Here is a 23,865-nt window from a genome sequence, read left to right as displayed (position 1 = left end):
ACTTTTTCCTCTCTTGGTTTCTTTAATCTGTGAATGAAATGACTATTAAAAATTATATAAACGGAGAATTCGTTATACCGGTAGCAAATAATTATATTGATAATTATAATCCATCTATTGGAGAAGTGTATGGTCAAATTCCTAATTCTACTAAAGAAGATGTAGCGTTAGCATATGAAGCAGCTAAGAAAGCTTTTCCGTCTTGGTCAAACACTACCTTAAACGAACGTAGGGATATTCTTTCTAAAATAGCACAGTTAATTCAGCAAAGGTTACCTGAATTGGCAGAAGCTGAGGCAAAGGATAATGGAAAACCATTAAGTTTAGCTACAGCGATTGATATTCCGAGAGCTTCATCTAATTTTCAATATTTTGCAGATGCAATTACGCAATTTTCATCCGAAGCTCACGAAAGTGTAGGTTTAGGAGCGATGAACTTTACGTTACGTCAACCGATTGGTGTAGTTGCATGTATTTCTCCATGGAATTTGCCACTTTACCTATTTACGTGGAAAATAGCTCCAGCAATAGCTGCAGGAAATTGTGTTGTAGCAAAACCGAGTGAAGTTACACCTATGACAGCCTATTTGTTAGGGGAGATTTGTAATGAAGCAGGTTTACCTAAAGGGGTATTAAACATAGTTCACGGATTAGGAACTACCACAGGACAAGCCATTATTGAGCATCCAAATATTAAAGCGATTTCATTTACAGGAGGAACAGCTACAGGAGCACACATAGCTCGTACAGCAGCGCCAATGTTTAAGAAATTATCATTAGAGTTAGGAGGTAAAAATCCAAACATCATTTTCGCCGATTGTGATTATGATAAAATGTTAGAAACTACTGTACGTTCATCGTTTGCAAATCAAGGTCAGATTTGTTTGTGCGGAAGTAGAATTTTTGTAGAGGAAAGTATTTACGAGCAATTCAAAAAAGATTTTGTTCAAAAAGTATCGCAATTAAAAATAGGAAATCCTTTTGATCAAGATACAAATATTGGAGCCTTGGTATCGAAACCACATTTAGAAAAGGTAAAATCATACATAGATATTGCGGAACAAGAAGGAGGGAAGATTTTATACGGAGGTGACAGAGTCACTGTTAAGAATTGTGAGAACGGTTACTATTTACAACCGACGATTATTGAAGTTTCAAGTAATAAGTGTAGGTTAAATCAAGAAGAGATTTTTGGGCCTGTAGTTACTTTAATGTCTTTTAAAACAGAAGAAGAAGCTTTACAGTTAGCTAATGACGTGGTGTATGGATTGTCATCAACACTATGGACAAACAATTTGACAAGAACCATGCGTATGTCTAAAGAATTACATACAGGAATTGTTTGGGTGAATACTTGGTTATTACGTGATTTAAGAACACCTTTTGGAGGTCAAAAAGCGAGTGGAGTAGGGCGTGAAGGAGGTTTTGAAGCATTACGCTTTTTTACAGAACCCAAAAATGTATGTATAAAATATGAATAAAGAAATAAAGGAAAAAATAATTGCTGTATGTGAAGAGAAGATTGCTAAAAAAGGAGAAAATGTAGGGCTTTCGTTTTATGCATTTTTCAAAAATAAAAATGACAATCCGAAAATATTAATGGAAGTGGCTACTTGGTGGATTCAAACGCATCAATTAGATCATTTTGAGAAAGCAGTTAAGATTAAACAAATGATTCAGAATAACGAATAGAGATGAATTTAGAGATACAACATAAAAATGCCTTAGTATGTGGTAGTACGCAAGGAATAGGAAAAGCAGCAGCAATACAATTAGCCCAAGAAGGAGTAAATGTAACCTTAGTGGCTCGTAGTGAAGAAAAGCTGAAAGCTGTGTTGACAGAATTACCAAACAATAAACAAAATCATGGGTATTTAGTTGCTGATTTCACCAATCCAGTAGATTTAAAAGAGAAATTAGAAGCGATTAACTTACAGTTTCATATTTTGGTGAATAATACAGGAGGACCTGCAGGAGGTCCAGTATTTAATGCCAAGTTAGAAGAGTTTGAACGTGCTTTTACCATGCATTTAAAATGCAATCATGTGTTGGTGCAAGCGGTAGTTCCTTTTATGAAAGAGGAAGGTTATGGTAGAGTAATTAATGTGATCTCTACATCAGTAAAACAACCGTTAGATGGTTTAGGAGTTTCAAATACCATACGTGGCGCAGTTGCCAATTGGAGTAAAACATTAGCGAATGAGTTAGGACAGTTCGGAGTTACTGTAAATAATGTATTACCTGGGGCAACAGCGACAGAACGTTTGACAGAAATTATCAATAATAAAGCCGCTAAAACAGGTAAATCGATAGAAGAGGTAGCAGAAATGATGAAAAATGCATCACCAGCAAAACGTTTTGCAAAACCTGAAGAAGTAGCTAATGCTATTGTATTTTTAGCAAGTGAAAGAGCAAGTTTTATCAACGGAATTAATGTTCCTGTTGATGGAGGAAGAACAAAATCTTTATAAAAGAGATCAAAAATAAAGACTTTTTGAAATAAGACTATTTAAGTATCTTTAAAACAATCTTAACTCTTGTGTTTAAAAGTCTAAAAATCTAAATAAAATGAGCAAGTTAGTACAACCTTTAAATTTTAAAAAGTGGATTGATGAAAATCGTCATTTATTAAAACCACCAGTTGGAAATAAACAAGTTTGGGATAATGGGGAGTATATCGTAATGGTTGTTGGAGGACCTAACAATCGTAAAGATTATCACTACAATGAAACTCCAGAATTTTTCTATCAGTTAGAAGGAGATATGGTACTGAAAATTATTGATGATAAGGGTGAAATGATTGATGTTGAAATTAATGAAGGAGATATTTATTTGTTACCAGGGAAGGTGCCACACTCACCACAACGTAAAGCGAATACAGTAGGTTTAGTTATTGAATATCCACGTGATGAAGGAATGATGGATGCCTTGGAATGGTATTGTGAAAATTGTGGACATCAATTATACCGAGAAGAATTTGCTTTAGATAATATTGAAACTGATATGCCAATAATTTTTGATAAGTACTATTCTGACAAAGAGAAATGTACTTGTGATAAATGTGGTACTGTGATGGAAGCACCAAACAAAGCATAAATTTTGCAATAGAAACTAAAATGAAAAAACGCAAATTAAGAATAAACGGACATTCGCATTTATTGCCTTATCCAGAGCAAATTCCGCAGTTTATGAAAGACAAAGGGATTTTTTGGGTAGATAAGGATAGAAAATTCATGTTACAAAAAGACTGGAGTCGTCCCGTGACGGATTCTAGTTTCTTTTTAGATGAAAAACTAGCATGGATGGAACATTTTAAAATTGATCATGCAGTCGTTTTGAACCTATCTCAATTATATGGTAATGGACTTCGTTTAGAAGAAATGAAGCAAGCGTTACGTTTTCAAAACGATTTTAATGCACGTGTTCAACATGATAATCCGGGGAAGTTTACTTGTGGTTTTGTGGTGCATCCGGGGTTTGTTCGTGGAGCTTTGTGGGAAATAGAGCGGTGTGTTGAGGTGTTAGGGATGCGTTTGTTGTGTTTGCCAACACACTATATGGACACTATTGGTACATGGCGTTGTATTTTTGACGAGGAAAATGAACCTATTTTTGAATTAGCAGATAAGTATAATTTAGCAGTTGAAATTCATCCGTATGACGGGGAGAAATTCATTAAACTACAAAATACAAGTTGGCGCTTTCACTTAATTTGGATGTTGGCACAATGCGCAGATGCCTATCACTTTTTAACGTTAAATGGATATTATGAAAAATATCCTAATATGCGAGTTTGTTTTGCGCATGGAGGTCAGTTAGCACAAATGAATTTAGGGCGTCGTATTCAAGGATTTGATGGAAGACCTGATTTGTTTGAAGGAAAACAACACCCTCGTAAAGCTGTAGGACATAAAAACATCTTCTTTGATACATTGGTTCATGATACTGGTTCTTTGGATTTGTTGATTAAAAATCAAGGATCTAAACAAGTATTAATAGGGTTGGATGATCCATATCCACTAGGAGAGATGGAGAGTGAAATTCAATCATCATATCCAGGGAAAATTTTAGATTTAGCTATTGATAGAAAGATTATTAATGAGCAAGAGAAAGACGAAATGTGGGAAGATAATGTGTTACAGTGGTTGTTTGGAGATGATAAAAAAGCGAAAAAAGATTTAGTATCTAAAATTTTACAATAAATGGCTGAAGTAACACAGTTTCATAACCTATTACATACGTGTATTTCTTTTATTGGAGCTGTGTTATTATTAGCAATCTACTATAATATTACAAAGCGATTTAAAGAAGTTTTAGAAGAAGGAAATTCAATTAAAAGAGTTGATAAAGGCTTGTTGTATTTTAGCTTTGGAATGTTGGTTTGGGTGGTTTCTGGTATTTGGGCACTTTCTGCAAGTTATTTTACTTTTGAAAAAACAACAATTCATCAAGTAGGAATAAACATTCTGTCTACAATAAATAACTTATTTTGGTTAATGGCATTATATTATGTGCACGATGCCCCCCAATTTATTTATAGAAATGAAAAGAATGTAAAAATTATAGCGATTATAATTGTTATTGTGGCTTCCATAACTTTATCATTTTCTTTTTTATATGGTAATGATTTTTATTATGGAATAAAAATAGCAGCACTTCCAGATGTTTTACTAACAACTTTTTTATGTTTTTTAATGGGAGTTTCTTTTTACAAGACTTTTATGCATCGAGACTTAAAGTTGGTAGCTTTTATATCAGTTATAGTAATCTTTTTGTTGTTCGTTTCCCAATTGTCGGACATTTTTATTGGTTTTGATAATGAATTTGCAAATCAATTAATTAGGGTTGTAGCAAAAACATCGTTAGTATCGGTTTTTTTAGTATTGGCAACAAGTTGGGTAATACAACTGGCTCATACACCAAAACCTAATGAAATGAAAATTCAGTTTTTAGACTGGTCACTGATAAAGCTTACCATTCCATCTAAAGGAATAGTCAATGCTAAAGTAGATTTTGGCTCAAAAACAACACAGTATAAAAACCTACTAACATTTGCTTATAGAAGAAAGTTTTTAGAGGCGGAAAAACAATCAATTATAGTTAATTCAGGAGGTGATATAAAAAGTCAAACCTATGTTACACGAATTATAGATAATATAAATTCAATTTTAAACCTAGAAGAAGAAAAATTAGATCGTAAAGATCTAATTACGTTTGTAGGTGAAAGTAAATATCGTTTGCGAATTCTTCCTGAGCATATAATTATTGATGAAGCATTGTTAGAAGAGTACAAACAACAATTATAAATTATTTAGTTCTCCTAATAGCTTTATGAGTTTTCCTTTAGTTTTAGCGTATTCGTACTGGTTTTTAATTTCTTTCAATTTACTTTCTATTAATTTTACTTCTCTATAGTTAATTAAAAAAATAGAGCTTTCTCCTAAAGAAAATTTACGTTCTTCACTCTTTACAATTGTATGATAGTCTTTCACAAGGTTTTTTAAAATATCATTTTGCTTTTTGTATGATGTAATTTCTTGCTTGGTAGCCGTTATTTTGTTTTGTAAAGAAACTTTAGTTGATGCAATTTCAAAGTCGATATCTTGTAGTTTTAGCTTAGCAAGTTTTAAATCTCCTCTAGATTTACGTAAGAATAGAGGAATGCTAACTTGAAGAGAATTTTTATAATTAGCGGTGCTAAAAGCATCAAAATTATCCACTTTTGAAGCAAGGAAGTTATACTGAAAATCTACTTTAGGTAATAGGTTGTTTACTTTTAGTTGCTTATTTATTTCTAGGTTTCTTTTCTTTAACTCTAGTAACTTTAATTTAGGATGGTTTTCAAACTCATTATCAAATAAGGTGGTTACAGAAGTATTTAGAATAATATCAATATTAGAAAAAGTGCTACTATCAGGAATTATTTCCTCTTTTATTTCCATAGGAATATTATTGCCTATCCATAAATAATTAGAAAGCTCTAACTTAGATTTAATGTATTTAATATTTGCTTTTTCTAGGTCTAACTTTCTGTTTTTTAAATTGATGTTAGCTTCTAAAGTATCAATAGCTGGTTTATCACCTGCTGTAAAACTTTTTTTTATGTTCTTTAGTCTGATATCAGCATTGGCATAATAATCTTTATAAATATTATAACTTTGGTAGTACTGTAACCAGTTTAAATAGGTGTTGATGGCTTCAAATAAAATATCGTTAACGAGTAACTGTTGTTCTAGTTTACCTTGCTGTGTGTAGAGTTTAGCTTGTTTTAAAGTAGCCATTCTTTTATTAATGAATAAGTTTTTTGCTAAAGAAACCGATACACCAACATTATATAGTCCTTTTTCTGGAGTATTGTGTTCAGGGTTTAAATATTGACCAGAATTATTCTCATAACTACCTTTTAGCTCTATTCCATACCAAGTCGGAATTTTAAAGGTTGAGTTTAACTTTTTGTAATAGTCTTTACCTTTAAACTCTTTTCTATCGTAATCTACTTCTATTTTAGGGTCAAAACCACCTCTAGCTTTTAATAATTTAGCCTCATTGGTACTTGTAATAAGTTCCGCTTGTTTAATAACGGGATGGTGTTTCTTTACATAACCTAAATACTCTTCTAAACTAAGTTGAGTACTTAAATTATCTTGTGCTGTAGCTATAAAGCTTAGTAACAAAAAAAGGATGTATAGCCTTTTCATTTAGTTGTCTTTTTAATTATTAGTTAGAGTGATGTTTTAACTTGCTTTAATCTACTAAGAAGTTTATTATTCCTCTTTTTTAGCTTTTTTATCACCTCCTTTGTTATCTGGTTGATAAAAGTTGGGAGGAAAGCTATTAATTTGTCTCCATAACTCAAACCAAATAGGTACATTTTCTAATAAAGCAATAGTTTTTGCACCTGAACCTACTCTAATGGCTTTCGGCCAAGGTTCTTCTTTTTCATTAGGAACAATTAGAACACGGTATTTTCCATTGCTACTAATAAAGTTTTCAATAGCTACAATTTTAGCACCATAAGTTCCGTATGATACATTAGGCCAGCCACTAAAAACCATTGCGGGCCAACCATCAAACTCAACACGCACCTCTTCACCAATATGAATTAGAGGTAAATCTATAGGTTGTATATACATTTCAACAGCTAAATCGTAATTTGCAGGCATAATGTTTACTAATTTTTCACCTTCTTTAAAAGTTTCACCAATACCAGATTTTATAGCTTTATTAATGTAACCGTCTTGTGGAGCAGTAATGAATAATAAAGAGCTTCGCTTGTTGTAATTAGCTAAGCTAGTTTCAAGTTTTGAAACTTGAACATCAGCTTCATAAGCACCAGATTGTGCACTATACAAGCTGCTTTCTGTTTTAGATAATTTATCAGCATAAGAAGCTTGTGTACTACTAATAGCTAATTGTGCATTAATAATATTGTTTTTAGAAGTAAAGAATTTGTTTTCTTGAGAAATTAATTTAGCGGATAACTCTTGAAGTTTTGCTCTTTTTTCTTCAACATCCTTTACAGCTTTTAAACCTTCTTTTTCTAAGGTAACAGTTCTATCAAATTGAGTTTGAGCTATTTTTTGCTTAATTTTAATAGCTTCAAAATCAATACTATCACTTTTAGCTTTTAAGTAGGCTTGTTTTAATTTGTTTTTTGCTTGCTCTAGTTTTAATTTACGTTCTCTTTTAATAGCTATAATCTGATTTTGCAAGGCACTAATCTTATTGTTATATGCTTTAGCAGAAAGTGTTTTAGAGTTTAACTGTTTACCAGTTCTTTCGGCAAGCTTAGTATCAAAATAACCACTTTTTATCTCAGAAATTCTTAAAATAGTATCTCCTTTTTTAACAAAATCACCTTCTTGTACAAACCATTCTTCTATACGCCCAGGTATTTGAGATTGTAATGTTTGTGGTCTTTGGTTAGGTTTTAACGTAGTAACAAGCCCTTCGCTAGATACATTTTGTGTCCAGGGTAGAAATAAAATAATTATTAAAATTACAGAAAAAACTAATAAAAAGCTTTTAAATAACTTATGATACTCTTTGTTAAAAATTTCTTTTCCAGATTTGAATTTCGTAATATCTATTTGGTCCGAAACTGTATTTTTTGATATGTTTAACATGATTACTTACGATTTAAAGTTAGTAATACTGCCTTTTTCAAGGGTAATTTGTTTGTTACATTTTTCTTTCCAATGTTCATTACGGCTTACAATAATTAAGCTCCATGGTTGAGAAATATTGGTAATAAAATCGATAATTTTCTTAGCTTCATTTTTTTCAAATTGGTCTAGAGGGTCTTCTAAAATAAGTAGTTTTGGTCTTTTAATAATAGCCCTTGAAAGGATGATTTTTTTTGCTACAGTATAGGCAATAAGTTTTCCTTCAGGTTTTAAATAAGTATCTAAACCTTTAGGTTGCTGCTTTAAAAATTCTGTTAATCCCACAACTTTAAAGATGCTATATATTTCTTCATCAGTTATTGAAGAGTCACCAAAAGTTATATTTTCTCTAATAGTTCCTTTAAAAGGAGTTTCTTCAGAAAGAGACAAGCCCAAGTTAGATCTGTAATTATTAATAAAAATGCCCTTTAAAGATAAATCATTTACAAATATATTACCAGAAGTAGGCTCTATTAAACCAGAGATAAGTTGAATTAAACTAGATTTTCCTGAGTTGCTACTTCCTTGAATTAAAATTCTATCTTGTGGATTAATTTCAAATGAAATTTTATTTATGACAGGTTTTTGTCTATTATTTACAATGTAGGAAACATCTTGAAGTTCAATTTTAAAAGGCTTATCTTTATTAATGTTACTGCCTTTTTGTGGCTCTATAGGTTTGTCAATAACTTCCCCAAGCTTTTCTATAGATGTAAGTACATCATAAAAAGATTCGAGTCCAAGTATTAGTTTCTCTACAGAGTTCATAATTAAAATTATAATAATTTCTGCAGCAACAAATTGACCAATATTCATTTGTTGAGTAAGAACCAAAAAACCACCTATAAGAAGTAACCCAGCAGTAATAATAACTTTAAAACTAATCATTTGAATATATTGCATAACAAGCACTTTAAAATGACTTTCTCTAGATTTTAAATAATTATCTACTAAAATATCGCTTTTTTCAAGGGCTAACCTTGTCTTTCCTGATAATTTGAAACTTATTATAGTTCTAGCTATTTCTTGTAACCAATGAGCAACTTTATACTTGTTTTTAGATTCTTTTAAACTAGTATCTAAACCTTTTTGTGCTGTATATTTAAATACAACATAAATTAGTAACATAACTAAAAATCCAAAAACAATAAAAAATGGATGATAAAAAGATAATAGTAATAAAGCAAAAACAATTTGTAATATGGCTGATGGAGCATCAATCAATATTTTAGAAATACCTTTTTGAATGGTTAGCGTATCAAAAAAACGATTGGCAAGTTCAGGTGGATAGTAGTTTCTTAATTCTATCATTTTAATTTTAGGAAAACGATAACTAAGTTCTATGGATGCTCTTGTAAAAATTCTTTGTTGTATGGTTTCAATAATTCTAAATTGCATTAGTTTTAATATTCCACTAAAAACAACACCAGAAGTAACTAAGATGACTAAAACAATCCAGGAAGCTGATACTTGTGCCGCTTGTAACAAGTTTATAATGGCCTGTACTCCCAAGGGTAATGATAGTGCAACAATTCCTTCAAAAATGGCATAATATGCTATTTGTAAGGTGTCTTTTTTTTCTAGATTTATTAATCCTAGAAATCGCTGCCATGGAGTTAGTTTATTTTTTTCTTTCATTAGAAAGTACGTTTAAAGTTAGTTCAATAAAAAAGGAAGTGGTAGTTGTACTTTTATCACAATTAGTTAGTGATTTAAAATGAGATTTTACAAATTGCTGATGTAATATACCTTCAATTATAGTACTTGCAAGTGTTAATGGATGTTTATAATTATTGTTATAATTACTAATTATTTCAGCAAAACGTTTTACTACTTCTTTGTACAATTTAAAAAAACCTTCTTTATTTTCTGTATCTACTTCTTTAGTAGAGTATGATTTTGAGTTCTCGTTAATTACAATTAAGTTAAGTAATGCCTCATTAATATGTGAAAAATTATTGTCTTTCTCAGCTTTTCTAGCTAGAACTTCTATGGCTTTAATTAATTTCTCTTTTGGGTTACTAATACTGTAAGTTTCGATTACCAATAAATATTGAATCCACCCCCAATACCAAGAAGTTAAGTAAACTAAAAGTTTATGTTTACTTTCAAAGTAACGATAAATAGAACTTTCGTTAGAGCCTATTAACTTTCCTAGTTTTTTAAAATTAAAATTCTCAAAACCAATTTCTTCAATAAGTATAATACTGTTCTCTATTATTCTTTTACCCAAATCAGAGGTTTCAGGGTCTTTGATGTATATTCCTGAAGGGATCTCTATTTTTAAATTTGATAGTAAATTTTTCATAAATAAAAATTAATAGCGCAAATATAATAGTAAAACTATTAAATAAGCGTTTGTAGATATTAATAAGATGTTAATTTTTTGGTTACAAAAACTTACAAAAGCTTATTTTTTACTACAATTAACTACATACCTTTAGGTTTTAGATGTCGAAAAATATATTCGTATAAACTTAAAATTTATGGAATATATGAATTCAAGAACTGATGTTTTAGGGCATCCAAGGGGACTTTTATACTTATTTTTTGCTGAATTATGGGAACGCTTTTCTTTTTATGGAATGCGAGCTTTATTGGTGTTGTATATGACAAAACATTTACTTTTTTCTGATGAAATGTCTTTTGGTGTGTATGCAGCATATATGTCGTTAGTGTATGTGACTCCTATGATAGGAGGTATGCTTGCTGATAAAATATTAGGATTTAGAAAAGCAATTGTTTTAGGAGGTGTGCTAATGGCATTAGGACATTTCTTTTTGACATTTGAACATCCGATATTTTTTTATGGTTCGTTATCTTTAATTATCGTTGGAAACGGTTTTTTTAAACCCAATATATCTTCGTTTGTTGGAAAGTTATATGCTGATGGAGATAATAGGAGAGATGCAGGATTTACCATATTTTATATGGGAATTAATATTGGTGGAGCAGTAGCTCCATTATTATGTGCTTGGTTAGCTGAATTATATGGTTGGCATTATGGGTTTGTTTTGGCTGGAATAGGAATGTTGTTAGGCTTGTTAGTTTTTAAAGGTGGACTTAAGAAAAATGTTTTTGAAGATAAAGGCTTAGTACCAAATCAAGAATTATTTGATGAGAAACAATTTGGAGTAAAAAAAGGAAACTTAATAACAATTGCAGCACTTTTGTCTGTTCCTGTATTTGCATTGATAGTTTATTACCATGAGTTTGAGCATTACTTGGTTTGGGTAGTTTCGTTATTTCTGATATTGTTTTTAATTAAGATTTTACGAACTGTGACTTCAAAAGAGCGTAAAAAACTTTCTGTAGCTATATTTTTTACCGTTTTGTATACGTTGTTTGCAGCAATTTTTGAACAAGCAGGTAGTTCACTGACTTTATTTGCAGATAGAAATGTCAACTTAGTAGGAATAAATGCAGCTCAAACAAATAGTATTAATTCTACTTTTATAATTCTAATGGCAATCCCATTTTCAATGCTTTGGGGGTATTTGCATAAAATACATAAGAATCCAAACTCTGTTGTGAAATTTGGATTAGGGTTATTGTTTTTAGGGGTAGGTTTTATAACTTTTGGTTTGTCAGGTTATCAAGTTGATGAATTAGCTAAAACTCCAATGATGTATTTGATTTTAGGGTACTTTATACTAACAACAGGAGAACTGTTTTTATCTCCTATTGGATTATCTAAAATGACAGAGTTATCTCCAGGAAAGTATATTGCTTTTATAATGGGCGTATGGTTTTCAGCAAACTTTTATGGTCATTTTTTTGCAGGTAAAATAGCCAATTTAACAACAGTTGTTAACGGTAGTCTAGGAGTATTTTCTAAGGGCTTTTTTGGAAAAGTAACTGAATTATTAACCGGTTTATCATCCACAACCGTTATGGGGCAACCTGAGGTTTTTCACCAATTGTACTCATATGTTTCTGTGTATGCCAACCTAGGAGTAATATCAGTAATAATAGGTTTATTAGTCATTGCTTTTTATAAGCCTGTAAAAAAATGGATGTTTGAAGTACATTAAAACTAAAAAAGCCTCAGAAATTACTCTGAGGCTTTCAAATATATGTTTAATCGGTTTTTATTTAAAAACAGATGTAATGTTTAAAGCAACTTCATCCCAAGTTTTAGAAACACCATCAGCACCTTTATGTAAGTCTTTACATGCAGTATTTAAAGACTCTAATGCTTTATTAGCTTGCCAGTCTGTAATTTTCATAGTTGCATTTAAACTAAACTTTTTTCCGTTTAATGTGTAGTTAAAAGGAAGTTTTTTACTAACACCATTCATGGTAATATTAGCATAACCAATAGAGTCATTTTCTAGAACTAATTTTCCAGAAAGTAATTCAGTTTTATCCATTACTCCAAAGAAAAACTTTTTAATTTTAAAGTCTCTACTAGTGTCTTTTGTGAAAATACTACTTACAGGAATAGAGAATTCAGCATTATTTATAGCGTCTTTAGCTGTGTTAGCTTCACCACCAGCGGTAATGTTTACTTTTTTAAATTCTCCATTTACTGGTATTTTCTCAGTAGTTTTGTAAGCTGTCCAGTTTATAACATTGTCAGCATCTTGTAATACGAATGCAGCCTTGTTTTCTACTTTAATTTCCTTATTTGTAGTTTTTGTTTCTTTTTTTGCTTCAGATTTACAAGATGTCATTTGAAAAGCTGTAAAACAAATAACTAAAGAATAAACGATTTTTTTCATGAGGTTTATTTTATAATTGAGTTTACTAGTTTAATGTATTCTTTTTTTGCTTCTGACTCACTCATACCTCTAAGCTGCATCCAAGCATTAAATTTAAAGGCATTTCGTAAGTCACTATTATCATTAAATGTAAACCTGTCTCCTTTTACAGCTTGTTTATAGTAAGCATATAAACGTAGCATAACATCAGGAGGAAGCTTTTCCTCTAGTTTAGATGCTTTTTGATAAGCTTCTTTAAACTTTAAATCTAAATCATCTTTCATAATTGAGGTTTGTGCCTATAGATAGTTTACATTATGTAATGAATGTACAAATATACGAAGGGAGCAAGGAAAAACAAGCTGTCTAGCCTATCTAATAAGCCTCCATGACCTGGCATAATTGTACCACTATCTTTCACGTTAGCTTGTCTTTTAAACTTAGATTCTACTAAATCCCCTAAAGAACCAAAAATAGCAACTATGATAGCAATGACTATCCAGTTTAAGATAGAAAAAATTCCAGAGTATTGACCAATAGCAAAACCTGCAATTATTGAAAATAATAAACCGCCTATAAACCCTTCAATTGTTTTTTTAGGAGATACTTTTTCAAATAATTTTCGTTTTCCAAAATTTTTACCCACTAAAAAGGCAAAACTATCATTAGTCCAAATAATAAATATTATATAAATAACTATGTTTGGATGATAAGAACCATTAATGAAAGGAAGGTTCATTAAGAAGTAAAATGGTAATACTAAATATATAACTTGTAAAAAAAGTTTTTTAGCTAAAGTATCTGTTTTAATTAGTTTGGAGCTAATAAGTAAATAAATCAAAGCAGTAGATCCAACTATAGTAATGCCAAATAAAAAATCAGTGTACTTAAAAGTTGTATTCTTAAAAGTTAAATAAACAACACTAGCTAAAAGTATATATGGAATTATATTTTTTGTTTGTATAATTTTAGAAAGTTCCCAAATACAAACAGTAGCAAACAAAGCAAGTAATCCTATGTATGTTTCTGCAGAAAAAAGAATAGCAGAAATAAATAGAATAGCATAAACAAGTGCGGAAAGACTTCTTACAAAAAGGTTAGACATATTTTAAAGGTCTTCAAAGAGCAGCAAATATAAATCTTTTGTGTTATTATTACCATAACTCAAAAAATTATCATCCTCAACTTCAAATTTATAATTCTTAACAGAACTGATATTTGTTGGAATATTACCGCTAAAATGTGTTTTAATACCTGTTAATCCTTCTCCAGTGTTTTTTACAAGCTGGCTCGTAGTTGCATAAACTATAAAATGTTTAGAAAGAGAAGCTATTTTATGACTGCCTAATTGATTGGATGAAAATAAAATTTCTCCTTTATCGGCAATTAAATGTTCACAAGAAGTAAAAAAAGGTACAGATTCTGAGGAATGGTTTTGTACAGAAATATCAATTTTTTCAGTAATCTTTAATAAATCAAAATCGGTACAAGTAATTTTGCGCCAATTGTTTTCTTGTAAGATGTTCTTTAAATTATTACTTACTTCGTTTATTGATGTACAGTATAAAAATTTTCCTCCTTTATTAATAAAATGATGAACAAAAGAATCATCTAAAGACAAATAAACTTCTTGTTCGTTGGCTTTTTTTTCTTTAGATGATTCTTGATATATTTTAAATATTTTTTTGAAAAAATTCATTAAAATAAAAACTATTCTTCTGTTGTAATTTGAGGTTTTTCTTCTTTTCCAAAAGGTCTGTCTCCAAATATTTTTACTAAATCGTCTTTAAATATAACTTCTTTTTCAAGTAATAAATCAGCTAATTCAGTTAATTTATCTCTGTTTTGATCTAGTATGTCAACAGCTCTTTTGTATTGATTCTCTATTATTTCAGAGATTTCTTCATCAATTTTTTGTGCAGTTGCTTCACTGTATGGTTTTACAAATGAATCATTACCTGAAGAATCATAGTAAGTAACGTTTCCTACTTTATCATTTAAGCCATAAACAGTAACCATAGCTCGAGCTTGTTTAGTAACCTTTTCTAAATCACTTAACGCTCCAGTTGAGATTTTATTAAAAATTAGTTTTTCAGCTGCTCTACCTCCCATAGTAGCACACATCTCATCAAGCATTTGTTCTGTTTGAACAATTTTTCTCTCTTCAGGAAGGTACCAAGCAGCTCCTAACGATTGACCACGAGGAACAATAGTTACTTTTACTAAAGGGGCAGCATGTTCTAACATCCAACTAACAGTTGCGTGACCAGCTTCATGAAAAGCAATTACTTTCTTTTCTTTAGGAGTAATAACCTTATTTTTCTTTTCTAATCCACCTACGATTCTATCAACAGCGTCTAAAAAATCTTGATGTTCAATAGCTTCTTTACCTTTTCTTGCAGCAATTAAAGCGGCTTCATTACACAAGTTAGCGATATCTGCACCTGAGAATCCTGGTGTTTGTTGTGCTAAAAATTCTAAATCGGCATTAGCAGCTAATTTTAAAGGTTTAATGTGAACCTCAAAAATTTCTCTACGTTCGTGTAAGTCTGGTAAGTCAACATAAATTTGACGATCAAAACGACCAGCACGCATCAAAGCTTTGTCTAATACATCAGCGCGGTTGGTAGCAGCTAATACAATTACATTAGTATCAGTACCAAAACCATCCATTTCAGTTAATAATTGGTTTAAGGTATTCTCACGTTCGTCATTACCACCAGTCATACTGTTCTTACCTCTAGCACGTCCAATAGCATCAATTTCATCAATAAAAATGATTGAAGGAGATTTTTGTTGTGCTTGTTTAAATAAGTCACGTACACGTGAGGCACCAACACCAACAAACATTTCAACAAAATCTGAACCAGATAAAGAGAAAAAAGGAACTCCAGCTTCACCAGCAACAGCTTTTGCTAATAAGGTTTTACCTGTACCAGGAGGTCCTACTAATAAAGCTCCTTTAGGAATTTTACCTCCTAATTTGGTGTATTTTTCAGGGCTCTTTAAGAAGTCTACAATTTCTTGAACTTCTTCTTTAGCACCTTCTAAGCCAGCTACATTTTTAAAGGTAGTTTTAACTTTAGTGTTTTCGTCAAAAAGCTTAGCTTTAGATTTACCAATGTTAAAAATTTGCCCTCCAGCACCACCGCCTCCAGCAGCTCCAGACATTCTTCTCATAAAGAAAAGCCAAATAACAATCAATAAAATAAAAGGAAGGAAGCTAATAATGGTATCCATCATGCTAGTCCTTTCAACATTAACTTTATCGAAGTCAAGATTTTTATCCTCTTTTTCTTTGTTAATTTCATTTTCAAAATTTTGTAAATCACCAAAGTTGTAAGTGTAAAGAGGAGATCCTTTTCTGTAAAATGGAGAATCTGCTAGTTTTTTATGCTCTTCTTTTTTCTCAGCTTCAGGCTTTAAAAATATTTGAGCAACATTATTGTTTTCTACAACGATTTCTTTAATATCGTTTGCTTGAAGAATTTTAGTAAACTCGTTTTTTGTAATATTACGAGAACCTAAATTACCAGAATTAAAAAAGCTTAATCCTAGTAGGATAACTATTATTGGTATGTATAGCCAAAATGAATTAAAACTAAATTTTGGCGCATTTTTTTTATTATCACTCATAAAAAGGTGTATAAAATGTTAGCAATTATGCTGGGTTGATTTCTGTAATTTTTGCATCTCCCCAAAGGCTTTCAATATCGTAAAATTCACGAACTTGTTTTTGAAAGATGTGTACAACAACATTTACGTAATCCATAAGAACCCATTCAGAGTTTCCTTGCCCTTCAATGTGCCAAGGTTTATCTTTTAGTTCTTTACTTACTATTTTTTGTACAGAGCCGGAAATGGCATTAACTTGTGTGTTCGAATTAGCAGAACAAACTACAAAATAATCACAAACAGTGTTTTCTATCTCTCTTAGATCTAGTAATTGGATATCTTCTCCTTTTACATCATCAATCCCTTTAATAATCACAGCTAAAAGATCGTCTGTGTTTGTTTGTTTTATTGTCATTAAAAAAAATTAAGTTTTAGCAAAGTTATTATTTTTTTGCGAGTAATTTATGTAATATTGATACTTGTTTTACACGCTAAATTCATATGAAAATAATCAAACTTAATGCCATCGAATCTACCAACAGTTTTTTAAAGAATATGGTGTCAAAAGTGGTAGTTGATGATTTTACGGTGGTAGTCGCAAAAACACAAACTAAAGGTAGAGGTCAAATGAACTCTGAATGGGTTGTTGAAGAGGGAAAAAACCTTACTTTTAGTGTGTTTTCAAGGTTTGTAGGGTTAAATATTCGAGAGCACAAGTACTTAAATTTTAGTGTTTCATTAAGTGTTTTTCAAGCTTTAAAAGCATTAGGAATACCAAAATTGTCGGTAAAATGGCCAAACGACATTCTGTCAGGAAATAAAAAAATAGTGGGTATATTAATTGAAAATACTCTTAAAGGGAATGATTTAGTGTCTTCTGTAATTGGTATAGGGGTCAATGTAAATCAAGCATTATTTCCCGAAAATTTACCAAATGCGTCTTCTATAAAAATGATTCTAGGAAAAGAGTTTGATTTAGAAATGTTGCTAGAAAGTATTTTAATGAAGCTAAAAGATTATTTTAATCTCTTAGAAAAAAAAGAATATGACTTACTAGAAAAGGCTTACTTAAAAGTATTGTATAAAAAAAATGTTCCAACAATGTTTAAAAATAGTCAGAACACTTTATTTATGGGGAAAATTATTGGAGTTTCAAAAAGTGGAAACCTCCAAATAGAATTAGAAAACGAAACGATTCAAGAATTTGGTTTGAAAGAAATTTCGTTTGCTACTTTATAACTTTTCTAAATTTTCAGTTAATGTACCTATAAACTTTGTTAAAGGAGCTTTAACCATCATAGCCATCATAGCATTAAATTCGCCATTAAACTTTAAAGTAACTTTACTTTCACTATCGTTAATTTCATTAATATCAGCAGCTAATGTAAAAGGTAGTTTACTGCTTGCAGCGCCTAAAGTAACATTAGAATATTCTGTTTTTTCTTTCATGATTAAGCGAATTTCTGGCATACCTTTTAAACCAAAAATAAAGCTGTCACCATCAACCTCGAATTTTTGAGTGTTTTCAGGCATTAGTTGTTCAAAGTTTTCTAATTTAGTTAGAAACTCAAATAAATCTTTAGATGATTTTTTTACAGTAACTGTATTTCCTTCTATATTCATTGTTGTGCTGTTATTTATTGTTTTGATTCCATTCACTAGGGGCAATTCTCCAATCTTCTAATGTTCGAAGTTCTTCACTAGTAATATATTTACTATCTAAGGCTTGTTCTAATAAATGTTCATAATTACTCAAAGTAGTAAGCTCTACTTTATCATTTTTAAAATTCTCAGTGGCAATATTAAATCCGTAAGAAAAAATAGCTATCATTCCTTTTACATTGGTATGTGCTTCTTTAAGTGCTTTTACAGCATTTAAACTACTTTTTCCTGTACTAATTAAATCCTCAATCACTACAACGTTTTGACCACTTTCTATATGTCCTTCAATTTGATTTTGTCTACCATGTTTTTTAGGTTCTGGTCTAACGTACACAAAAGGTACTCCAAGTTCTTGAGCAACTAATATACCAATAGCAATAGCACCAGTAGCAACTCCTGCAATAACATCGGGTTTACCATGTTTTTCTTCTACCAGTTTAGCAATTTCTTGTTTTAAAAAGTTTCTAACAGGAGGGTATGATAACGTGATTCTATTATCACAGTAAATAGGTGATTTCCAGCCAGAAGCCCATGTGAAAGGTTCTTGGGGACTTAATTTTATAGCCTTAATTTGCAAAAGAAGCTCGGCAGTTTTTTTTGCTGTATCTTTGTTAAAATCCATAGCGCAAATGTATAAAGTTTTTGTTAATGATAAACCAATAATCTTTACAACTTCATTTAAAAATGAAGAAGATTTTCCAGTTTATATTTACAAAAATACAATTATTCAAGAACTTATTTATAAGTTAAAAGTAGGTAAGTTAAACGGTTTTTATATCTATTCTAATAATTTAATTGAAGATTGGAAAGATTTTAAGGTTAAATTTAAAGTAATAATTGCTGCTGGAGGTTTGGTTTTAAACGGAAGTAAAAAAGTATTGTTTATTTACAGAGGAAATAAATGGGATTTACCCAAAGGACGTGTTGAGGAAGGAGAGAACTTAATGGAAGCAGCAATAAGAGAAGTGGAAGAAGAATGTGGTATTGAAAAACTAATTATTAATAAAGAACTCCTTATTACATACCATTTGTTTATACAACAAAATGAATATCGATTAAAAGAAACACACTGGTATTTAATGTTTTCTAATTATGAAGGAAGTTTAACCCCTCAATTAGAAGAAGGTATTACAAAAGCAGAGTTTAAAAATAAAAAAGAAACAATTGAAGCATTACAGAATACATTTGCTAATATAGTAATGGTCTATGAATCTTATCTAGATAACATCGATTAATGACACTCTGTCATAAAAAATGATTGGTTTTGTGTCTTTTTCTGTCAAAATACAAATAAAAAACCAATGGCATACACTTTGACTAATACTACTCGTAAAATTGAATTTAAAACTTAAAAAAAGATAAATAAAGATTATGAGTAAAATTATAGGTATAGATTTAGGTACTACGAACTCATGTGTGTCTGTGATGGAAGGTAATGAGCCTGTAGTAATTCCAAATGCAGAAGGAAAAAGAACAACCCCTTCTATAGTTGCATTTGTAGAAGGAGGTGAACGTAAAGTAGGAGATCCTGCAAAGCGTCAAGCAGTAACAAACCCAACTAAAACAGTTTATTCTATTAAACGTTTTATGGGGAATAAATATTCTGAGTCTCAAAGAGAAGCAGAAAGAGTTCCTTATGAGGTAGCAAAAGGTGATAACGATACACCAAGAGTTAAAATTGATGATCGTATGTATACACCTCAGGAAATTTCTGCAATGATATTACAGAAAATGAAGAAAACTGCTGAAGATTACTTAGGTCAAGGAGTTTCTGAAGCTGTAATTACTGTGCCAGCATATTTTAACGATGCTCAACGTCAGGCAACTAAAGAAGCAGGAGAGATTGCAGGATTAAAAGTTCGTCGTATTATTAACGAGCCTACAGCTGCAGCTTTAGCTTATGGATTAGATAAAGCAAATGATGATAAGAAAATTGTAGTATTTGACTTTGGTGGAGGTACACATGATGTTTCTATCTTAGAATTAGGAGATGGAGTATTTGAAGTATTAGCTACTGATGGAGATACGCACTTAGGAGGCGATGATGTAGATGAAAAAATCATTAACTGGTTAGCAGATGAGTTTAATGCTGAAGAAAATATGGATTTACGTAAAGATCCTATGGCATTACAACGTTTAAAAGAAGCTGCTGAAAAAGCGAAGATAGAATTATCAAGCACAACTTCTACAGAAATTAACTTACCATATATCACTGCTACAGCTAGTGGACCAAAGCACTTGGTAAGAACGTTAAGTAGAGCTAAGTTTGAGCAATTAATTGACGATTTAGTAAAAAGAACTATCGAGCCTTGTCAAACAGCGTTAAAAAATGCTGATTTATCAACTTCTGATATCGATGAGATTATCTTAGTAGGAGGTTCAACTCGTATTCCTGCAATTCAAGAAGCAGTTGAGAAGTTCTTCGGAAAAGCGCCAAGTAAAGGAGTAAATCCAGACGAAGTTGTATCGTTAGGAGCAGCAATTCAAGGAGGAGTGTTAACTGGTGATGTAAAAGACGTATTATTATTAGATGTAACACCATTATCATTAGGAATTGAAACAATGGGTAATGTATTTACAAAGTTAATCGATGCAAATACAACCATTCCAACTAAAAAGTCGCAAGTATTCTCTACAGCAGTAGATAACCAACCATCGGTAGATATTCACGTATTACAAGGTGAAAGAGCGATGGCAGCAGACAATAAAACAATTGGTCGTTTCCAATTAACAGATATTCCACCAGCACCAAGAGGAGTTCCTCAAATTGAAGTAACTTTTGATATTGATGCAAACGGAATCATCAACGTATCTGCAGCGGATAAAGCAACAGGTAAATCTCAAAACATCCGTATCGAAGCTTCTTCTGGATTAACAGATGAAGAAATTCAAAAGATGAAAGCAGATGCAGAAGCAAATGCAGATGCAGATGCAAAGGCTAAAGAAACTGCAGATAAAATTAACGGAGCAGATTCTATGATTTTCCAAACTGAAAAGCAATTAAAAGAGTTTGGTGATAAATTATCAGCAGATAAGAAAGAACCAATCGAGGCTGCTTTAGAAGAGTTAAAGAAAGCACACGAATCTAAAGACCTTGCTGCTATCGATGCTGCAATGGAAAAGATTAACGAAGCTTGGAAAGTTGCTTCTGAAGAGATGTATAAAGCACAACAAGATGCACAAGCAAATGGAGCTGGTGCGCAAGGAAGTGCAGATGCAGGAGCTTCAGCTGAAGGAGGAGATAATGTAGAAGATGTAGATTTTGAAGAAGTAAAATAAATTTGATTGTATTATCCTAAAAAGCATTACAAGTTTTATTAGGACTGTAGATGTAAAAAAGCTCGTCATTTGACGGGCTTTTTTGCTTTTAAATAGATATTAGGTGTTTTAGAAAAAAAAAAAAGTGTTTTAGAAAAAGATAAAATCACTTCAGCAGTTTTTTCACTGTAAGAGGTATCCTGTGTGTAATTTTACTTCCAATATAAGGGAGAAGTGCTTTATAACTATAAGGAAGCACAAAAAATAAATCAGAAAAATAAACACACATGAGAAAAAAAATTAACATGTATGCAAGTGCTATTCTTTTTGTACTTGTAAGTATCACAAGTTGTGATAAGGATGAAGAAATTATTCCAGCAGAGTTTTCTATTACTGATATAGAAAAGGATTTTGGAGCAGTAGAAGTAGAACAAACTATTAACTATTCGTTTAAAGTAACAAATGAGGGAGGTTCAGATTTAGAAATAGATGAATTTGTATTAAAAGGAACAAATGCTGCTGATTTTTCAACTAGTGCAGTACCAAAAGTAATTAAAAAGGAAGAATCGTATACTTTTGAAATTACCTTTGCTCCTTTAACAGAAGGAGAAAAAAAGGCTATCTTAGAAATTACGACTAATATAGGGAAAAAAGAAGTAAAAGTAACAGGAATTGCAAAACCAAAACCATTACCAGGTGTTGATTTAAGTGAAACGGCTTTGGTTTTTGGAAACGTAGAGATTAATCAAACAAAAGACGCTACGTTTACTATAACTAATAGTGGAGATGCAGACTTAGAAATTACAGGCTTTGAAATAAAAGGGACCAATGCTGCTAACTTTTCAACTTCAGCAACAACAGAAACTTTAGCTGCAGGAGAAACTAAAACCATTACGGTAGTATTTGAGCCAACCAATGTAGGAGAAAAAACAGCAAGTTTAGAGGTGACAACTAATGCAGGTGTTAAAGCCATTGCCTTAAGCGGTAAAGCTACAGCAACACCTATGTCAGTTATAGAGTTTAGTGAATCACCTATAAGTTTTGGGAATGTTGAAGTAGGTGAAGACTTATCTAAAAATATTATAGTTTCTAATACAGGAAATACAGATTTAGAGATTACTAATGTGAATATTATAGGAGGTAGTTCATCATCATCTTTTACAGTAATAGGAGGAACAAGTTCATTAATAAGAACTATTGCTCCAGGTGATACATATACTTTTGAAGTTAAGTTCACGCCAAGTTCACAAGGATTTGCTTCAGCATCTATTAGATTTTTTAATAACTCTAGTGAAAATGAAGTGTTTTTACCAATGAATGGAACAGGAACAGCGCCAGCACAACCTGCAATTGCTTTTAGTGAAACAGGATTAAACTTTGGTGATGTTACTGTAGGGAACTCTGGAAATGATTTAACTTTTGCTATTCAGAATAATGGTCAAGGAAATTTAGAGGTAAGTAATATTAGAATGAGCGGAGCCAATGCTAATAACTTTACTTTGGTAAATGTATCTGCACCACAAACGATTGCTCCTAATAGCTTTTATGAAGTAACAGCACGTTTTACACCACAATCTGAAGGACAAAAGCAGGCAATGATAGTTGTAGAAAGTAATGATCCTACAAAACCGAGTTATGCTATTATTATTAGTGGAAAGGGGTTGCAAGCTGCTACAGGTAATATTGTAAACATACCAGATGCCAACTTTAAGTCAGCATTGGTAGGGGATTCATCGATAAATACAAATGGAGATGGTGAAATTCAGGTTTCAGAAGCACAAGCTTACACAGGTGTCATTCGTGTAGATGGTCTTAGTATTTCAGATGCTACTGGTTTAGAGGTTTTTGAAAATATTTCACAATTTCATGCAATGAACAACTCTTTAACAAGTATAGATTTAAGCCAAAACACAGCAATAACACATTTGTCGTTAAAAAACAATAACTTAACTTCATTAGATCTTTCAGCTAATACAGCTTTACAAACAATATTAATTCAGCAAAATAGTATTAGTACAATAGATTTAACAAATCATTCTAGCTTAGTGAATTTTCAATGTGGAGGTAACAATATTTCTACGTTAGTGTTACCTACTATTGCAAACGGTTTAAGAACTTTATATTTAGAACAGAATCAAATTAGTACGTTAGATGTTTCTATGTATCCAGATTTAAGAACACTTGTTGCTTATAATAACAACTTATCAAGCATGGATATTTCTAATAATTCAAGAGTAATTTCATTGCATTTAAGAAATAATAATTTAACAAGTTTAAACGTAGCAAATGGTAATAATGTAAATTTCATTTATATGATTGCAGATGGAAATGATAACTTAACATGTATTCAACATGATGCTGGTTTTGATCCTTTGAATCCACCAAATACACAAGCAAACCAATGGGTTAAGCCATCTGGAGCTTCTTGGAATACAGTCGCATGTCAATAAAAAACATTCCCT

At 31.2% G+C, this 23,865-nt stretch carries 23 protein-coding genes; 11 read left to right on the top strand and 12 right to left on the bottom strand.

Going from position 1 to position 23,865, the window contains the following annotated elements:
- Positions 1 to 38: 38 nt before the first annotated feature.
- From NH341_RS05460 to NH341_RS05435, 6 genes are all read left to right on the top strand, one after another.
- Positions 39 to 1,481, top strand: a complete 1,443-nt coding sequence (locus NH341_RS05460) for an aldehyde dehydrogenase (RefSeq protein WP_253055936.1) — start codon at positions 39 to 41, stop codon at positions 1,479 to 1,481.
- Entirely contained in the window at positions 1,474 to 1,692 is a 219-nt protein-coding gene (locus NH341_RS05455; RefSeq protein WP_073181339.1) for a DUF6500 family protein, read from the top strand. Before NH341_RS05460 ends, NH341_RS05455 begins: the two co-directional genes overlap by 8 nt.
- Before the next feature lie 2 nt (positions 1,693 to 1,694).
- Positions 1,695 to 2,471, top strand: a complete 777-nt coding sequence (locus NH341_RS05450; protein WP_073181338.1) for an SDR family oxidoreductase — start codon at positions 1,695 to 1,697, stop codon at positions 2,469 to 2,471.
- 97 nt (positions 2,472 to 2,568) lie between these two features.
- Complete coding sequence (locus NH341_RS05445; protein WP_047789336.1) at positions 2,569 to 3,096, top strand: 3-hydroxyanthranilate 3,4-dioxygenase; 528 nt, start codon at positions 2,569 to 2,571, stop codon at positions 3,094 to 3,096.
- A 20-nt stretch (positions 3,097 to 3,116) separates the two neighbouring features.
- Positions 3,117 to 4,202 carry an amidohydrolase family protein gene (locus tag NH341_RS05440; protein WP_047789335.1) on the top strand — a complete coding sequence of 362 codons (1,086 nt, stop codon included), beginning with the start codon at positions 3,117 to 3,119 and terminating at the stop codon, positions 4,200 to 4,202.
- Entirely contained in the window at positions 4,203 to 5,306 is a 1,104-nt protein-coding gene (locus NH341_RS05435; protein WP_047789334.1) for a hypothetical protein, read from the top strand. It abuts the gene before it with no gap.
- Here the strand turns inward: NH341_RS05435 and NH341_RS05430 are convergent.
- The 4 genes from NH341_RS05430 to NH341_RS05415 form a co-directional block, all read right to left on the bottom strand.
- Positions 5,301 to 6,698 carry a TolC family protein gene (locus NH341_RS05430; RefSeq protein WP_047789333.1) on the bottom strand — a complete coding sequence of 466 codons (1,398 nt, stop codon included), beginning with the start codon at positions 6,696 to 6,698 and terminating at the stop codon, positions 5,301 to 5,303. The two genes, NH341_RS05435 and NH341_RS05430, sit on opposite strands and share 6 nt — an antisense overlap.
- Before the next feature lie 66 nt (positions 6,699 to 6,764).
- A complete protein-coding gene (locus NH341_RS05425) occupies positions 6,765 to 8,126 on the bottom strand; it encodes an HlyD family secretion protein (protein ID WP_047789332.1) in 1,362 nt (453 codons plus the stop codon).
- A gap of 6 nt (positions 8,127 to 8,132) precedes the next feature.
- Positions 8,133 to 9,803: a peptidase domain-containing ABC transporter gene (locus tag NH341_RS05420; protein ID WP_253055934.1), complete on the bottom strand. Its 1,671-nt coding sequence runs from the start codon at positions 9,801 to 9,803 to the stop codon at positions 8,133 to 8,135.
- The gene (locus NH341_RS05415; protein ID WP_253055932.1) at positions 9,787 to 10,473 is read right to left on the bottom strand and encodes a TetR/AcrR family transcriptional regulator; all 687 of its coding nucleotides are present in this window, start codon (positions 10,471 to 10,473) and stop codon (positions 9,787 to 9,789) included. The genes NH341_RS05420 and NH341_RS05415 overlap by 17 nt, the downstream gene beginning before the upstream one ends.
- A gap of 178 nt (positions 10,474 to 10,651) precedes the next feature.
- On the opposite strand from NH341_RS05415, the gene NH341_RS05410 reads away from it, so the two are divergent.
- A complete protein-coding gene (locus tag NH341_RS05410) occupies positions 10,652 to 12,199 on the top strand; it encodes a peptide MFS transporter (protein WP_253055930.1) in 1,548 nt (515 codons plus the stop codon).
- Between the two features lie 57 nt (positions 12,200 to 12,256).
- On the opposite strand, the gene NH341_RS05405 is transcribed toward NH341_RS05410, so the two are convergent.
- Genes NH341_RS05405 through rsfS form a run of 6 tightly spaced genes read right to left on the bottom strand, consistent with a single transcriptional unit; the run spans position 12,257 to position 16,898 of the window.
- Complete coding sequence (locus NH341_RS05405) at positions 12,257 to 12,889, bottom strand: YceI family protein (protein ID WP_047789328.1); 633 nt, start codon at positions 12,887 to 12,889, stop codon at positions 12,257 to 12,259.
- 5 nt (positions 12,890 to 12,894) lie between these two features.
- Positions 12,895 to 13,152: an acyl-CoA-binding protein gene (locus tag NH341_RS05400; protein WP_047789327.1), complete on the bottom strand. Its 258-nt coding sequence runs from the start codon at positions 13,150 to 13,152 to the stop codon at positions 12,895 to 12,897.
- Between the two features lie 26 nt (positions 13,153 to 13,178).
- Complete coding sequence (locus NH341_RS05395; protein WP_047789326.1) at positions 13,179 to 13,973, bottom strand: phosphatidate cytidylyltransferase; 795 nt, start codon at positions 13,971 to 13,973, stop codon at positions 13,179 to 13,181.
- Positions 13,974 to 13,976: 3 nt separating this feature from the next.
- Positions 13,977 to 14,567 carry a hypothetical protein gene (locus NH341_RS05390; protein WP_047789325.1) on the bottom strand — a complete coding sequence of 197 codons (591 nt, stop codon included), beginning with the start codon at positions 14,565 to 14,567 and terminating at the stop codon, positions 13,977 to 13,979.
- A gap of 11 nt (positions 14,568 to 14,578) precedes the next feature.
- Positions 14,579 to 16,504, bottom strand: coding sequence for an ATP-dependent zinc metalloprotease FtsH (ftsH, locus tag NH341_RS05385; RefSeq protein ID WP_047789324.1), 1,926 nt, complete (start codon positions 16,502 to 16,504; stop codon positions 14,579 to 14,581).
- A gap of 25 nt (positions 16,505 to 16,529) precedes the next feature.
- A complete protein-coding gene (gene rsfS / locus NH341_RS05380) occupies positions 16,530 to 16,898 on the bottom strand; it encodes a ribosome silencing factor (RefSeq protein ID WP_047789323.1) in 369 nt (122 codons plus the stop codon).
- A gap of 86 nt (positions 16,899 to 16,984) precedes the next feature.
- Between rsfS and NH341_RS05375 the strand changes: the two genes are divergently transcribed.
- Positions 16,985 to 17,722: a biotin--[acetyl-CoA-carboxylase] ligase gene (locus NH341_RS05375; protein ID WP_253055928.1), complete on the top strand. Its 738-nt coding sequence runs from the start codon at positions 16,985 to 16,987 to the stop codon at positions 17,720 to 17,722.
- Here NH341_RS05375 and NH341_RS05370 read toward each other — a convergent pair.
- Both NH341_RS05370 and pyrE read right to left on the bottom strand, forming a co-directional pair.
- The gene (locus NH341_RS05370; protein ID WP_047789390.1) at positions 17,717 to 18,106 is read right to left on the bottom strand and encodes an orotate phosphoribosyltransferase; all 390 of its coding nucleotides are present in this window, start codon (positions 18,104 to 18,106) and stop codon (positions 17,717 to 17,719) included. The genes NH341_RS05375 and NH341_RS05370 overlap by 6 nt on opposite strands.
- A 10-nt stretch (positions 18,107 to 18,116) precedes the next feature.
- Complete coding sequence (pyrE, locus tag NH341_RS05365; protein ID WP_047789321.1) at positions 18,117 to 18,767, bottom strand: orotate phosphoribosyltransferase; 651 nt, start codon at positions 18,765 to 18,767, stop codon at positions 18,117 to 18,119.
- A 7-nt stretch (positions 18,768 to 18,774) separates the two neighbouring features.
- Here pyrE and NH341_RS05360 point away from each other — a divergent pair, with 7 nt between their 5' ends.
- From NH341_RS05360 to NH341_RS05350, 3 genes are all read left to right on the top strand, one after another.
- Positions 18,775 to 19,380 carry an NUDIX hydrolase gene (locus NH341_RS05360; protein ID WP_159492505.1) on the top strand — a complete coding sequence of 202 codons (606 nt, stop codon included), beginning with the start codon at positions 18,775 to 18,777 and terminating at the stop codon, positions 19,378 to 19,380.
- 136 nt (positions 19,381 to 19,516) lie between these two features.
- Positions 19,517 to 21,424: a molecular chaperone DnaK gene (dnaK, locus tag NH341_RS05355; protein ID WP_047789320.1), complete on the top strand. Its 1,908-nt coding sequence runs from the start codon at positions 19,517 to 19,519 to the stop codon at positions 21,422 to 21,424.
- Positions 21,425 to 21,690: 266 nt separating this feature from the next.
- Positions 21,691 to 23,853: a choice-of-anchor D domain-containing protein gene (locus NH341_RS05350; RefSeq protein WP_253055926.1), complete on the top strand. Its 2,163-nt coding sequence runs from the start codon at positions 21,691 to 21,693 to the stop codon at positions 23,851 to 23,853.
- The last annotated feature ends 12 nt before the right edge of the window (positions 23,854 to 23,865 follow it).

Source organism: Tenacibaculum sp. XPcli2-G (assembly GCF_024124505.1).
GTDB classification, from domain to species: Bacteria; Bacteroidota; Bacteroidia; order Flavobacteriales; family Flavobacteriaceae; genus Polaribacter; species Polaribacter mesophilus.
Note: the sequence above shows the minus strand (reverse complement) of the source record. Positions and strands in the feature narration are given on the sequence as shown.